This window comes from Micromonospora sp. WMMD730 (genome assembly GCF_049178955.1).
Taxonomy (GTDB): Bacteria; Actinomycetota; Actinomycetes; order Mycobacteriales; family Micromonosporaceae; genus Micromonospora; species Micromonospora wenchangensis.
Map to the genome: position 1 here is coordinate 1,182,268 of NZ_JBMHML010000002.1, position 12,784 is coordinate 1,195,051.

Annotated in this window: 13 protein-coding genes; 9 read left to right on the plus strand and 4 right to left on the minus strand. The window is 73.9% G+C overall.

Annotated features, from left to right (window positions below):
- The first annotated feature begins 28 nt into the window (after window positions 1-28).
- The 6 genes from ACN265_RS05420 to ACN265_RS05445 all read left to right on the plus strand — a co-directional run bounded on the left by ACN265_RS05420 (window position 29) and on the right by ACN265_RS05445 (window position 6,708).
- A complete protein-coding gene (locus tag ACN265_RS05420) occupies window positions 29-3,163 on the plus strand; it encodes an Rne/Rng family ribonuclease (protein WP_421406238.1) in 3,135 nt (1,044 codons plus the stop codon).
- 141 nt (window positions 3,164-3,304) lie between these two features.
- Window positions 3,305-3,799, plus strand: coding sequence for a hypothetical protein (locus ACN265_RS05425; protein ID WP_204926269.1), 495 nt, complete (start codon window positions 3,305-3,307; stop codon window positions 3,797-3,799).
- A gap of 180 nt (window positions 3,800-3,979) precedes the next feature.
- Complete coding sequence (rplU, locus tag ACN265_RS05430; RefSeq protein WP_067312477.1) at window positions 3,980-4,294, plus strand: 50S ribosomal protein L21; 315 nt, start codon at window positions 3,980-3,982, stop codon at window positions 4,292-4,294.
- A gap of 11 nt (window positions 4,295-4,305) precedes the next feature.
- Window positions 4,306-4,557, plus strand: coding sequence for a 50S ribosomal protein L27 (gene rpmA, locus ACN265_RS05435; RefSeq protein ID WP_088647594.1), 252 nt, complete (start codon window positions 4,306-4,308; stop codon window positions 4,555-4,557).
- 158 nt (window positions 4,558-4,715) lie between these two features.
- Window positions 4,716-6,188 carry a GTPase ObgE gene (obgE, locus tag ACN265_RS05440; RefSeq protein ID WP_204926270.1) on the plus strand — a complete coding sequence of 491 codons (1,473 nt, stop codon included), beginning with the start codon at window positions 4,716-4,718 and terminating at the stop codon, window positions 6,186-6,188.
- Between the two features lie 70 nt (window positions 6,189-6,258).
- Window positions 6,259-6,708, plus strand: coding sequence for a GNAT family N-acetyltransferase (locus ACN265_RS05445; protein WP_420116241.1), 450 nt, complete (start codon window positions 6,259-6,261; stop codon window positions 6,706-6,708).
- A gap of 52 nt (window positions 6,709-6,760) precedes the next feature.
- Here ACN265_RS05445 and ACN265_RS05450 read toward each other — a convergent pair whose 3' ends face one another.
- Together ACN265_RS05450 and ACN265_RS05455 are read right to left on the minus strand one after the other, a co-directional pair.
- Window positions 6,761-7,420 carry a DUF6766 family protein gene (locus ACN265_RS05450; protein WP_421406240.1) on the minus strand — a complete coding sequence of 220 codons (660 nt, stop codon included), beginning with the start codon at window positions 7,418-7,420 and terminating at the stop codon, window positions 6,761-6,763.
- A 100-nt stretch (window positions 7,421-7,520) separates the two neighbouring features.
- Complete coding sequence (locus ACN265_RS05455; protein ID WP_421406241.1) at window positions 7,521-8,003, minus strand: DUF4383 domain-containing protein; 483 nt, start codon at window positions 8,001-8,003, stop codon at window positions 7,521-7,523.
- Window positions 8,004-8,204: 201 nt separating this feature from the next.
- Between ACN265_RS05455 and ACN265_RS05460 the strand changes: the two genes are divergently transcribed.
- From ACN265_RS05460 to ACN265_RS05470, 3 genes are read left to right on the plus strand one after another with little or no spacing between them, the layout of a single operon-like run.
- Window positions 8,205-9,014, plus strand: a complete 810-nt coding sequence (locus ACN265_RS05460; RefSeq protein WP_363651145.1) for a hypothetical protein — start codon at window positions 8,205-8,207, stop codon at window positions 9,012-9,014.
- Between the two features lie 31 nt (window positions 9,015-9,045).
- On the plus strand, window positions 9,046-9,510 hold the full coding sequence (locus tag ACN265_RS05465) for a phage holin family protein (protein ID WP_421406243.1): 465 nt from the start codon (window positions 9,046-9,048) through the stop codon (window positions 9,508-9,510).
- Window positions 9,507-10,157, plus strand: a complete 651-nt coding sequence (locus ACN265_RS05470) for a DUF3618 domain-containing protein (RefSeq protein ID WP_420116236.1) — start codon at window positions 9,507-9,509, stop codon at window positions 10,155-10,157. The genes ACN265_RS05465 and ACN265_RS05470 overlap by 4 nt, the downstream gene beginning before the upstream one ends.
- Window positions 10,158-10,225: 68 nt before the next feature.
- Here ACN265_RS05470 and ACN265_RS05475 read toward each other — a convergent pair whose 3' ends face one another.
- Both ACN265_RS05475 and ACN265_RS05480 read right to left on the minus strand, forming a co-directional pair.
- Window positions 10,226-11,329: a glycosyltransferase gene (locus ACN265_RS05475; RefSeq protein ID WP_421406245.1), complete on the minus strand. Its 1,104-nt coding sequence runs from the start codon at window positions 11,327-11,329 to the stop codon at window positions 10,226-10,228.
- A complete protein-coding gene (locus ACN265_RS05480; RefSeq protein WP_421406247.1) occupies window positions 11,326-12,600 on the minus strand; it encodes a cytochrome P450 in 1,275 nt (424 codons plus the stop codon). The genes ACN265_RS05475 and ACN265_RS05480 overlap by 4 nt, the downstream gene beginning before the upstream one ends.
- Window positions 12,601-12,784 lie beyond the last annotated feature (184 nt).

Genomic DNA, 12,784 nt, shown 5'->3' on the forward strand with positions numbered 1-12,784 from the left:
CCGGGGCCGCCAGAACTGGAGAACGTCCATGCTCGAGAACGAGCCCGAGGGCGGCGAACGGACCGGTTCCCAGCCGGCCGGGGACACCGCCGACAGCACCATCGGCACCGGCGCGGGAGCCGCCGCCACGCCACCGGAGGGCGCTGCGGCGTCCACGGACGGCACGGCGGCACCGACCCGGCGGCGGGCCACCCGGCGACGGGTCGCGCCGCTGAGCCAGCCGGAACTGACCGGGGGAGCGCCCGCCGAGGCGTCCGGCAGCGCCCCGTCGGCCACCGACGAGTCACAGCAGGCCGAGGTGATCGTCCCGGTCGCCGGTGAGCTGGACTCCGCGCCGAAGACCACCCGCCGCCGTCGCAAGGCCACCCCGGCCAAGGCCGCCGAGGAGCCGGTGGTCGTCGACGGGGTCGAGGAGGGCAGCGCGGAACTGGTGCCGCCGGTGAAGGTGACCCGGACCCGGCGGAAGAAGGCCGTCGCCCCGGCGGCGACCGAGCCGCCCGTCGAGGCCCCGGCGTCTCCGCCGGCCGCCGAGGTGGTGACCGGCCAGGCGTCGGTGGGTGAGGTTTCCGCAGCTCAGAGTGATTCTCCCGAGGAGGAGCCCGCCGTGGAGGCGGCTGCCCCGGCCGAGCCGACCGTCGCCGACGAGGCCGAGGAGCCCGCAGCCGACCAGGCCGTGGTCGCGGAGCCCGTGGCGCAGGAGCCCGCGACCGACCGGCCGGCCGCCGGGTCGACGTCGCCGGCCGCCGGCGCACAGACCGGGGAGGTGTCGCCGGGCGTCGCCGTGCCGGCCGCCGACGAGCCGGCGGAGCCGGCCGAGCCGCAGCCGCGTACCCGCCGGCGGCGGGCCGCGATCGCCGCGCCGACCGTCCTGTTCATGGCCCCGCTGCCGGAGGAGCCGCCCACCTTCCGGGTGGTCGAGCCCGGCCCGGTCGCCGAGGAGCCCGTCGAGGAACCGGTCGAGACCGGGCGGCGGCGTCGCCGTGGCCGCCGTGAGGCCGAGCCGGTGGAGGCCGTCGAGCCGGTCGAGGTCGTCGCGGAGGAGCCCACCGGCGAGGCCGAGGAGGGCGTCGACGACGAGGACGAGGACGACGACGAGTCGGCCGCCGCGCGTCGCCGTCGCCGCCGGGGCCGCCGGGGACGGGGCCGGGGCAAGGGCGGTGCGGACGACACCGACGAGGACGAGACCGAGGAACCGGCCCAGGCCGAGGCCGAGGGTGAGGGCGACGACGCCGAGGACGAGGGCGACGGGGACGGGCTGACCCGTCGTCGTCGGCGGCGTCGCCGTCGGGGTGCCGGTGACGTCGAGGGTGGCGCCGACGACGGCGTGCCCACGGTGGTCAAGATCCGGGAGCCCCGCAAGGCCGTCGACGAGGTGCAGGGCGTCTCCGGTTCGACCCGGCTGGAGGCCAAGCGCCAGCGCCGCCGGGACGGTCGGGAGCAGCGCCGGACCCGCCCGCCGATCCTGAGCGAGTCGGAGTTCCTGGCCCGCCGGGAGGCGGTCGACCGGGTGATGGCGGTACGCCAGCGGGGCGACCGTACCCAGATCGCGGTCCTGGAGGACGGCGTCCTGGTCGAGCACTACGTCACCCGTAACTCGTCGGGCACCATGGCCGGCAACGTCTACCTGGGCAAGGTGCAGAACGTCCTGCCCAGCATGGAGGCGGCCTTCGTCGACGTCGGGCGGGGACGTAACGCCGTCCTGTACGCCGGTGAGGTCAACTGGGACAGCACCGGCCTGGAGGGGCGCTCCCGCTCGATCGAGCAGGCGCTGCGCTCCGGGGACTCGGTGCTGGTCCAGGTCACCAAGGACCCGATCGGGCACAAGGGTGCCCGGCTGACCAGCCACGTCGCGCTCTCCGGCCGGCACCTGGTCTACGTGCCCAACGGCAACGCCTCCGGGATCAGCCGCAAGCTGCCCGACACCGAGCGCAAGCGGCTGCGGGACGTGCTCAAGAAGCTGGTCCCCGACGGCGCGGGCGTGATCGTGCGGACCGCCGCCGAGGGCGCCAGCGAGGACGAGCTGGCCCGGGACGTCAAGCGGTTGCAGGCCCAGTGGGAGGACATCCAGGCCAAGGCGACCGCCGGTGGCGCCCCGGTGCTGCTCTACGAGGAGCCCGACCTGGTCATCCGGGTGGTCCGGGACCTGTTCAACGAGGACTTCCGCGAGCTGGTCATCGAGGGCGAGCAGTCGTACGGCATGGTCGAGTCGTACCTGTCGCACGTCTCGCCGGACCTGGTCGACCGGGTACGCCGGTACGTCGGCACCGCCGACGTGTTCGCCGAGTACCGCATCGACGAGCAGATCATCAAGGGGTTGGACCGGAAGGTCTTCCTGCCCTCCGGCGGCTCGCTGGTGATCGACCGCACCGAGGCGATGACCGTCATCGACGTCAACACCGGCAAGTACACCGGCTCCGGGGGCAACCTGGAGGAGACGGTCACCCGCAACAACCTGGAGGCGGCCGAGGAGATCGTCCGCCAGCTGCGGCTGCGGGACATCGGCGGCATCGTGGTGATCGACTTCATCGACATGGTGCTGGAGTCCAACCGGGAACTGGTGCTGCGCCGGCTCACCGAGTGCCTGGGCCGGGACCGCACCAAGCACCAGGTGACCGAGATCACCTCGCTCGGTCTGGTGCAGATGACCCGTAAGCGGATCGGGGCCGGTCTGCTGGAGGCGTTCAGCGAGCCCTGCGAGTGCTGCAAGGGTCGGGGCCTGGTGATCCACACCGAGCCGGTGCCGGAGAAGCCGCGTACCGGTGGCGGCGCGGGCGAACGGGTCAAGGCCGTCGCCTCGGCGGTGACCACCCCGGCGGCCGAGCCGACGGCCACCGCCACCACCCCCTCCGCACGGCGGCGCGCCCGCAAGGCGGCGACGGTGGAGCGGACCGTGGTGGAGACCACCGAGACCCCCGAGGTCGAGGTTGCCGCCCCGGCGGCCGACAACGGCTACCACGACACCATGGGCTACGACCTGTCCCGGTACGAGTCGCAGACCCCGGCCGCGGCCGACGCTCAGACCGGCGAGTCGGCCCGGCTCGCCGGGGCGGACGACCCGGACGCGCTGGGCGACTCCGACTCCGAGGGCGATGACGACGGGGAGGCCGGCACGGGCCGGCGGCGCTCCCGCCGGGGCGGTGCCCGTCGCCGTACCCGGCCGTGACCTGTTGCCGTACCCGGCCGTGACCGGCTGAGCCGTACCTGACGGCAGTGGGCCCCTTCCCCGGCGTACCGCCGGTGGGAGGGGTCCCGCCGTGCCGTGGGTACGGCGATACCATCGGTCACCCCCGGCTAGGAGAAGACCATGCGCCGCCTGCCCGCCGCCCTCGTGGTGACCGCCGTCCTGCTGGCCGGCGTCGGCTGTTCCGGTGACCGGGCCGACGCGCCGACGGCCTCCGGCCGGCCGTCCGGTGCCGCCACCCCCGCCTCCGTGGTCCCGTCGGCGGCGGTGAGCGGCTCCCCGGCCGGCGGCAACGGGCCGCAGGTCTGCGCCGACGCCGAGGCGGCGTCGACGACGGCGGTGCGCACCTACGTCGAGGAACTGGGCAAGATGATCGCGGCGGTCGGCGCGAACGACAGCGCGGCGGCGGAGACCGCCCGCAAGCGGGCGGAGACGGCGCTGACCACCTGGCGGACGGCGCTGCGGCAGCAGTCCGGCCGGGCCACCGATCCGCAGCTGAAGACCCTGCTCACCGACCTGGCCACCGAGATCGGCCGGCTCGGCACCGACGTCGACTCGATCGACGAGACCGAGCTGGACCGGCTCCAGCAGCGGCTGGACCAGCTCTGCGCCCGCTGACCGAGGGCCCGGCCGGCGGGGGGTCGGTTTGGGCGGCGGGCGGGTGATGGCGTACTCTTTCCTGCGGCGCACTTTGGTGTGCCGAGTTCCCGCGTGCCCGCGCTGCCGGTGTCACAGCTACCCGGCGAGTTGCCATGGGAACGACCGCCAGCAGCCTCAACGACAGGGAGTCCGCCTCCGATGTACGCGATCGTCAAGACCGGCGGCAAGCAGTACAAGGTCGCCGAGGGCGACGTGATCGAGGTCGAGAAGCTCACCGGTGCCCCCGGTGACGCGGTGAAGCTCACCGCGGTGCTCCTCGTCGACGGTGACGACCTGGTGACCGACGCGGCGAAGCTTGCCAAGGTCGCGGTGTCCGGCGAGATCGCCGCGCACACCAAGGGCCCGAAGATCCGGATCCACAAGTTCAAGAACAAGACCGGCTACCACAAGCGCCAGGGTCACCGCCAGCCGCTGACCCAGGTCAAGGTGACCGGCATCTCCAGCGGGAAGTAGGTCGTCGGACAATGGCTCACAAAAAGGGTGCGTCCAGCTCGCGTAACGGTCGTGACTCCGCGGCCCAGCGACTCGGCGTGAAGCGCTTCGGTGGTCAGGTCGTCAGCGCGGGTGAGATCCTCATCCGTCAGCGTGGCACCAAGTTCCACCCCGGTGACCTGGTCGGCCGCGGTGGCGACGACACGCTCTTCGCGCTGGCCGCCGGTTCGGTCCTGTTCGGCACCAAGCGGGGTCGCAAGACCGTCAGCATCGTGCCGCAGTAACACGCAGGCGAAGCGGGCCGCGGACCTGGGGGTCCCGGCCCGCTTCGCCGTTTCAGGTGGGGGTTGCTCCCACCGCCGGGTGCCCGCCGCCGTCGCGGCGGGGCCCGGGGGGGTGCTTTTCAGGTGCGGGGCCGGACCCCGCTGGAAGGATTGGCGTCGTGACGACGTTCGTTGACCGGGTCGTCCTGCACATGCAGGCCGGCGACGGCGGGCACGGCTGTGTCTCCATCCACCGGGAGAAGTTCAAGCCCTTCGGCGGCCCGGACGGGGGTAACGGCGGGCACGGCGGCAGCGTCTCGCTGGTGGTCGACCCGCAGGTCACCACCCTGCTGGACTTCCACTTCCGCCCGCACCTGAAGGCCGACAACGGCAAGGGGGGCGCGGGCTCGAACCGGGACGGCGCCAACGGCCACGACCTGCTGATCAAGGTGCCGAACGGCACCGTCGTGCAGACCCTCGACGGCACGGTGCTGGCCGACCTGGTCGGCGCGGGCACCACCTTCGAGGCGGCCCGGGGCGGGCGCGGCGGCCGGGGCAACGCCTCGCTGGCCAACGCCCGACGCAAGGCCCCCGGCTTCGCCGAGTTGGGCGAGCCCGGCGACCGGCTCGACGTGGTGCTGGAACTCAAGAGCGTCGCCGACGTCGGCCTGGTGGGTTTCCCGTCGGCGGGCAAGTCGTCGCTGATCTCGGTGATCTCCGCCGCCAAGCCGAAGATCGCCGACTACCCGTTCACCACCCTGGTGCCCAACCTGGGCGTGGTCCGGGTGGACAACCACACGTTCACCGTCGCCGACGTGCCGGGGCTGATCCCCGGGGCGGCCACCGGCAAGGGTCTGGGCCTGGAGTTCCTGCGCCACGTCGAGCGGTGCGCCGTGCTCGTGCACGTGGTCGACACGGCGACCCTGGAACCGGGGCGGGACCCGCTGGCCGACATCGACACCATCGAGGCGGAGCTGGCCGAGTACGGCGGGCTGGCCGACCGGCCCCGACTGGTGGCGCTGAACAAGGTCGACGTGCCGGACGGGCAGGACCTCGCCGACATCGTCCGTCCCGACCTGCAGGCGCGCGGGTTCCGGGTGTTCGACGTCTCCGCGGCGACCCGGGAAGGGCTCAAGGAGCTGACGTACGCGATGGCGGAGCTGGTGGACCAGGCCCGCCGGGCCGCCCCGCCGGCCGAGCCGACCCGGGTCGTGATCCGGCCGAAGGCGGTCGACGACGCCGGGTTCACCATCGAGGCGCAGGCCGACGGCTCGTTCACCGTGCGGGGCGTACGACCCGAACGCTGGGTCCGGCAGACGAACTTCGACAACGACGAGGCGGTCGGTTTCCTCGCCGACCGGCTGGCCCGGCTGGGCGTGGAGGAGAAGCTGGCCAAGGCCGGCGCCAACCCCGGGGACCTGGTCCGCATCGGTGAGCGGGAGTTCGACTGGCAGCCGACCCTGTACGCGGGCGTCGACTTCATCCCCGGCAACCGGGGTACCGACGTCCGGCTGGAGGAGAAGTCGACGCGTCCCGCGGCGGCCGAGCGGTTGGCCGCCCGCAAGGCGCGTCGGCAGCGCCCGGAGGACGAGCTGGACCCGGCCCCGGAACCGGCGGACGACGACGAGGACGGCGACGGGGACGAGGAATAGCCCGGTACCGGTCGGGTCCGGGTCGTTTCCTGGAAACCTTCGTGAAACGGACCCGTCCTACCGTGGGCTGATGCTGATCGAGTCCCGTCCCGCCACCGACCCGGAGGTCGACGCGCTGGTCGCCGCCCAGCAGCGGGAGCTGCGCGAGGCCGACGGCGGGCTGGACGGGCAGGCCACCGTGGTGCACGACGACGTCCGCTACCTGGTGGTGGTCGACGGCGGCCGGGTGGTCGCCTGCGGTGGCCTGCAGTCCCTCGACGCCGGGACCGGCGAGCTGAAGCGGATGTACGTGCGGCCGGCGTACCGGGGGCGGGGCATCGCCCGGCAGTTGCTCAGCGCGCTGGAGGAGATCGCGTTCCAGCAGGGCCACTCGGTGCTCTGCCTGGAGACGGGCAGTTACCTGCCGGCCGCGATCGGCCTCTACACCTCCTGCGGCTACCAGCCGATCCCGGTCTACGGCGAGTACGTGCACAACCCGTACAGCGTGTGTTTCGCCAAGCGGCTGCCGGTGGCGGCCTGACCTGAGCCGGCGGGCCGGCCGGGTGCCTGCCTGAACCGGGCCGGCGGGCCGGTCACGCACCGGTCTGGGCGTGGGCGGCGGCCACCGGCTTCGACTCCGGCGACGACGCCTGCCGCAGCACGATGCTCAGCAGGATCAGCGCCCCGACGGCGAGAAACTCGCTCTGCCAGTTCTGCATCGACTGGAACCAGAAGTCGCTGGTGTGCAGGAACTGCCAGACGCTGATCGGGGCCGTGCCGCTCTGCAGCGCCTGCTCCTCGTTGTAGGCGGCCACCCCGCCGAACAGGTGCCCGACGAAGGACCCGGCGAAGATCAGCAGCAGGACCAGCGGGAGGCTGTGCCGGTACACGGCGAGCGGGAACCCGCCGGCCCGCACCGGCCACGGCGCGTCCGGTCCGGCCTCCCGTTCGTCGTCGGCGGCCCGGTCGGTGGTGTCGTCGGTCTTCGACTCGGCCGACCCCTTCTGCACCAGGTACGCGGTGAGCAGGACGTGGCCGCCCATCTGGAGGAACTCCGACTCCCAGTTCTCGAAGACGGACTCGACGAAGTGCCCGCTGCCGAGATAGGCCCACCAGCTCAGCGTGGGTGCGCCGTACCCGGTCAGCTCCTCGTTGTGGGTCTGCCAACCGGTGACGCTCTGCAGCACCAGGAACACGGCGAACGCGCCCAGCATGGCCAGGCTCAGGGCGTTGTTCCGTAGCCAGCGCGCCATGACGACCTCCTCGTCCGTCGATCCCGTGCCCCGGGTGTGCGGCGGGCAAACGCCGCCGTGGCGCGCCGGGATCGGGAACCACCCGCTCGGGTGACGGGGGTCAGCCCCGGTCGAGGGGGACGTCCAGCCGGCCGCCGGTGCCGGCGTCGTTGGACAGCAGCAGGCCGACGGCGAGCATGCCGAGGCCGAGTCCCAGGTGCAGCCAGCTGTCCGCGCCGTTGACCGGGACGATGTTGGCCGGGGCGTCCCGGGAGACGGCGAAGCCGTACAGCCAGAGCGCCAGGTAGACCGCCCCGCCGACGGTGAGGTAGAGCCGGGCGCCACCGAGCCGGCGGGCCAGCACCAGGCCGGCCAGCCCGAAGATCAGGTGCAGCAGGTTGTGCAGGACCGACACCTGGAACACCCCGAGCAGCTTCGCCCCGGAGTGGTGGCCGGCGAAGGCCAGCTCGTCGTAGCCGGTGGTGACGCCGGGGACGAAGCCGAGGACGCCGAGCAGCAGGAAGACGACCGCGACGGCGGCGGCGACCGTCTGCACCCGGGGCTTCGGGGCGGCCGGGGCGGGCCGTCGTACGGCGTGGGCCATCGCTGTCACCTCCACGGGAGCCAACTGCGCGGCACAGTCGGACGATCCTCACATTCTGGGCCGACCGGCGACTTTCGGCGGGGAAAACGCGAATTGTGCATGGACCCGCAAAGCGGGGGTAGGTCGAAAGCACCGGCCGACGAGCTCGGCACATCCCCCCCCCGCAACCACCGCGACGAGTATCCGAGCGGAAGGACCATCATGACGCACGATCTTTCGTCCACCACGTCATACGGACAGCAGAGCAACGGCACCGGCGTCCGGGAGCAGGCCCGCCAGGTCGGCACGGACGCCGCCCACGCCGGCGGGGCGGTCGCCCAGACCGCCCGTGAACAGGGCCACGAGGTGGTCGGCGAGGCCCGCCGCCAGGTGCGCAACCTCTACGGTGAGGCCCGTGACCAGCTCACCGCCCAGGGCGGCGAGCAGCAGCGCAAGGCGGCCGGTGGACTGCGGTCGCTGGCCGAGGAGATGCGCTCGATGGCGCAGAACGGCGGGCAGGGCGGCCCGGTCACCGAACTCGCCCACCAGGCCGCCGACCGGGTCCACGGAGTGGCCGGCTGGCTGGAGGAGCGCGAGCCGGGTGACCTGCTCAACGAGGTCAAGACGTACGCCCGCCGTAATCCCGGCACGTTCCTGATCGGCGCGGCGGTGCTCGGTGTGCTCGCCGGCCGGCTCGCCAAGGGCCTCACCGCCGACAGCGGCCCCGACCGGCACGGCGCGACGGGCGGCTACGACCCGGAGCAGACCGCCGTCATCCCGACCCAGGCCCCGCCGACCCCGCCGGTCGGCTACCTCGACCCGACGCCCGGCACCTACGCCGAGCCCGACCCGGGATACCCGGCCCAGGGCACGGCCCGACCCGACGGCGCGACCGGCCGCGCCGGTTACCCCGACGACGGCACCGGCACCGGCTACGCCGACCCGGCCGGCGGCATCGGCCAGCCCCTGCCGCCGGTGACCCAGACCGACCCGCTGCCCGGTGTGCCGGCCAGCGGCGTGACCCGTCCGTGAGCCGCGCGACCAGCCGAAGGGAGGCGACGGCATGACCGTGCCGACGCAGGGGTCCGGACTGGACTCCGGATACCACCCCGCGGGTGCGCCGCACTCCGCGGACGAGGTCAGGAACAGCTCACTGGGCGACCTGATGCGGTCGGTCACCACCGACCTGTCCACCCTGATGCGCCAGGAGGTGGAGCTGGCCAAGGCCGAGATCCGCCAGGAGGGCCGTAAGGCGGGCAAGGCCGCCGGGTTGTACGGCGGAGCCGGCTTCGGCGGCTACATGGTCGCCCTCTTCCTCTCCATCGCGCTCTGGGCCGGGCTGTCCAACGTGCTGGACGCCGGGTGGGCGGGCCTGATCGTCGCCGTCGTCTGGGCGGGCATCGCCGCCGTCCTCTACTCGATGGCCAAGAAGAACGCCGCACACGTGCGGGGCCTCAGGCAGACCAATGACAGCGTGCAGCGCATCCCCGACGCGCTGAAGCCGCACCCGGAGGGAGTCACCCGATGAGCACCGATCCCGACCAGATCCGCCGGGAGATCGAGGCCACCCGCAACAGCCTCAGCACCGACGTGGACGCGCTGGCGTACAAGGTCAGCCCCGGCCGCATCGTCGACGACCGCAAGCAACGGGCGCGCAACGCGTTCCAGAATGTGAGGGACAGGGTGATGGGTACCGCTTCCGACCTGGGCCACGGCACCAGCCACGCCGCGCACTCCGTCGGCGACCGCGCCTCCGCGGCGGCCTCCGCCGTCGGCGACGGCGCCCACGCGGCGGCCTCGACCGTCGGCGACGCCGCCCACCGGGCCCCACAGGTGATCCGGCAGAAGTCCGAGGGCAACCCGATCGCCGCCGGCCTGATCGCCTTCGGGGTCGGCATGCTGGTCTCCTCGCTGATCCCGGCCAGCCGGCGCGAGCAGGAACTGGCCGCGCAGGTCAGGGAGAAGGCCGGCGAGCACGGCGGAGCCGTCAAGGAGAAGCTGGGCGCGGTGGCCGGCGAACTCACCGAGGAGCTGCGCGAGCCGGCCCGGCAGGCCACCGAGTCGCTGCGCGGCACCGCCGAGGAGGCCGTGCACGCCGTCCGGGACGACACCCGGTCGGCCGCCCAGGAGGTGAAGGACTCCGCACAGCAGTCCCGCGAACAGGTACGCCACTGAAGCAGCACCGGCACCGGCCCGCGGCCACCCCCGGCATCCGCCGGTGGAGGGCCACGGGTCGCCTCCGGTCAGCGGCCCCGGGCGGCCGGGTCGGCCCGGACCCACCGGGTCAGCTCGCCCGGCTCCACCGGGGCCATCCGGCGCCGTAGCGTCCGCACCGAGTGGGCCGGGCGGCGCACCCGCCGACCGGCGTAGCGCACCCCGCCACGGCCGACCCGACGGGCCACCGCGAGCCAGCCGCAGAGCCCGCGTTCGAGCAGCCAGAACGGCGCGGCCAGGGCGGTGCCCGGGGGGAACACCGCTGTTCCGCCGGCCCGCCGCCGGCCGATCTCCGCCAGCGCCACCGCACCGGCCGCCCCGGCGGCCAGCAGCCCCGGTCGGCGGGCCACCGACGCGGCCACCACCGCAGGCAGCACCGCCAGCGCCACCAGCAACCGCGCCGGTCGGGCCAGGTCGTCGTACGCCTGGCGGACCCGCTGGCCCCGGAAGTGCGCCGGGGTCGGCGGCAGCCGGCGGACGTAGAGCCAGGCGGGGCTGGCCTCGGTGCCGCCGTACGCGCGCACCGTGCGGACCAGTTCCAGGTTCTCGAAGAGCACGTCCGGGTCGTAGCCGCCCATCGCCCGGAAGGTGCTGCGCCGCACCGCCAGGGTGCCCGGCCAGTCGACGCCGAACGCCCGGTTGAGCAGGGTCCGGCCGGTGTCCCACCAGGCGTGCCAGGGCAGCGGGTGGAAGTAGTTCTGCGGGCGGACCAGGTCGACGGTGTCCAGCAGCCGGTGCACCACCCGCAGCTCCGCCTCGGTGTACCGGACGTCGTCGTCGGCGATCACCACGTGCTCGTGCCGGGCCGCCGCCACCCCGGTCAGCACCCCGCGTACCTTGCCGTTGAGCCCGTGCACCGCCGGATCGGGGGGCAGGTGCCGCAGCAGGCCGTGCCAGTGGGCGGCGTGCCGGGCGAACACCGGCGGCGGCGACCCGTCGACCACGGTCACCTCGACCAGCCGGCACAGGGTGCGCAGGTAGCCGGTCAGCTCGTCCAGGTCGTCGTCGTCGGTCCGGTGCAGGGGCAGGACGTACTCGACGGGGAGCCGGGGCGGGCGTGGCGGGCCGCCCGGCGCGGCGGCCGGGCGGGACCCGACCGGGGCCGGACGCGCCGACCCGGCGGGGGCGCTCACCCGCGAGCCCCGTGCCGCCGGGCGGCCGGCATGCCGCGGACGTCGGCGAGCACCAGGCCGCTGGGCGGCAGGGTCGGCACCTTGGCCAGGTCCAGGGCGAGGTCCTGCGGCGGGAGCCGGTAGTCCATCGCCCCGGTGAGCAGGCCGACCGCCTGCTTCATCAGCTCGATGGTGATCCACTCCCCGGCGCAGCGGTGGCCGGCCAGGTGGCTGCCCCCGCCCTGCGGCACGAAACCGTACGGGTCGTCCCGCCAGCCGGCGAACCGCTCCGGGCGGAACCGCTCCGGCTCGGACCAGATCCCGGGGTGGTGGTTGGTGCCGTACAGGTCGAGCAGCACCCGGCGGTCCTTCGGGAAGTGGTGCCCCTGCCACTCGAAGGGGTGCCGCACCCGGGCGAAGGCGACCGGGAAGAACGGGTAGTAGCGGCGGACCTCCTGGACGAACCACTCGGTCGGCTCGTCGCCGGCGCGCACCCGGTCCCGCCAGTCCGGATGGTCGTGCAGGGCCAGGGCGGCGAACAGGACGTACCGGTCGACGGCGACGGTGGGACGCAGCACGTTGATCAGTTCCACGGCGGCGACCCGGCGGGGGAGCAGCCGCCCCTCGGCGTCGCGGTGCTCGGCGATCACCGCGAGCGCGCTGCCCTCGGGCGCGGCAACGGTGCCGACCCGTACCCGTTCCACCAGGTCGGCGATCCAGCGTTCGGCCCGCAGGCGACCGCGCAACCCGCGCCAGTGCCGGGGGCCGAGCGCGGCCGGTCCGTCGATCATGGCCTGCATCTGGGCGTTGCGCCGGCCGACCTCGCTCTCCGGCAGCGGTACGCCCGCCCAGGCGCAGACCGCCCGCAGCAGCATCGGGCCCACCTCGTCGCGGAGCACCACGGGACCGCCGCCACCCCAGGCCGCCAGCCGGATCCGCCACTCGTCGGCGAAGAGCCGGCCGATCCGCTCGACCGCCGAGGGCGTCATGATCGACATGAACATGGCCTTGCGGTCGGCGTGGGCCGGACCGTCCAACCCCTGCACCCCACCCTGCCCGGTCAGCGTCCGCTGGCCCCGCTTGGGTGCCGCACCGGCACGCCGGAAGCGCTCCGGGTCGTAGAACAGTTCCGCCGCGGCCCGCCCCCGCAGGAAGATCGTCGGCTCCAGGAGAAACCGGGCGGTGAAGATGTCCGTGTCGTAGCGCTCACACCTGTTGCTGATGAACCGGTAGCCCTCGCGAAAGAACGCCAGCGTGCTCTCCGGGCTGCGGTCGGCCGGTGTGGTGGCCATCGGGCTCTCCTGACGCGGTGACGGTCGGCGGACCCGGCTGGTCGGCCGCGGGTCGTCTACCCCGGTTCGGGGCCCTGAATCCCGCCGTGCCGCCGGACGGTGACCGGGTGCCCGCTGGCCCCTCCCGGGCCGCCGTGAACCTGGTTGGCTCGACACCGGGCCACCACGGGCGGCCGTGGGGCGT

Coding starts and splice junctions, on each gene's coding strand:
- ACN265_RS05420 (WP_421406238.1), top strand. CDS start 29: ATGCTCGAGAACGAGCCCGAGGGCGGCGAACGGACCGGTTCCCAGCCG.
- ACN265_RS05425 (WP_204926269.1), top strand. CDS start 3,305: ATGCGCCGCCTGCCCGCCGCCCTCGTGGTGACCGCCGTCCTGCTGGCC.
- rplU (WP_067312477.1), top strand. CDS start 3,980: ATGTACGCGATCGTCAAGACCGGCGGCAAGCAGTACAAGGTCGCCGAG.
- rpmA (WP_088647594.1), top strand. CDS start 4,306: ATGGCTCACAAAAAGGGTGCGTCCAGCTCGCGTAACGGTCGTGACTCC.
- ACN265_RS05445 (WP_420116241.1), top strand. CDS start 6,259: ATGCTGATCGAGTCCCGTCCCGCCACCGACCCGGAGGTCGACGCGCTG.
- ACN265_RS05450 (WP_421406240.1), bottom strand. CDS start 7,420: ATGGCGCGCTGGCTACGGAACAACGCCCTGAGCCTGGCCATGCTGGGC.
- ACN265_RS05455 (WP_421406241.1), bottom strand. CDS start 8,003: ATGGCCCACGCCGTACGACGGCCCGCCCCGGCCGCCCCGAAGCCCCGG.
- ACN265_RS05460 (WP_363651145.1), top strand. CDS start 8,205: ATGACGCACGATCTTTCGTCCACCACGTCATACGGACAGCAGAGCAAC.
- ACN265_RS05465 (WP_421406243.1), top strand. CDS start 9,046: ATGACCGTGCCGACGCAGGGGTCCGGACTGGACTCCGGATACCACCCC.
- ACN265_RS05470 (WP_420116236.1), top strand. CDS start 9,507: ATGAGCACCGATCCCGACCAGATCCGCCGGGAGATCGAGGCCACCCGC.
- ACN265_RS05480 (WP_421406247.1), bottom strand. CDS start 12,600: ATGGCCACCACACCGGCCGACCGCAGCCCGGAGAGCACGCTGGCGTTC.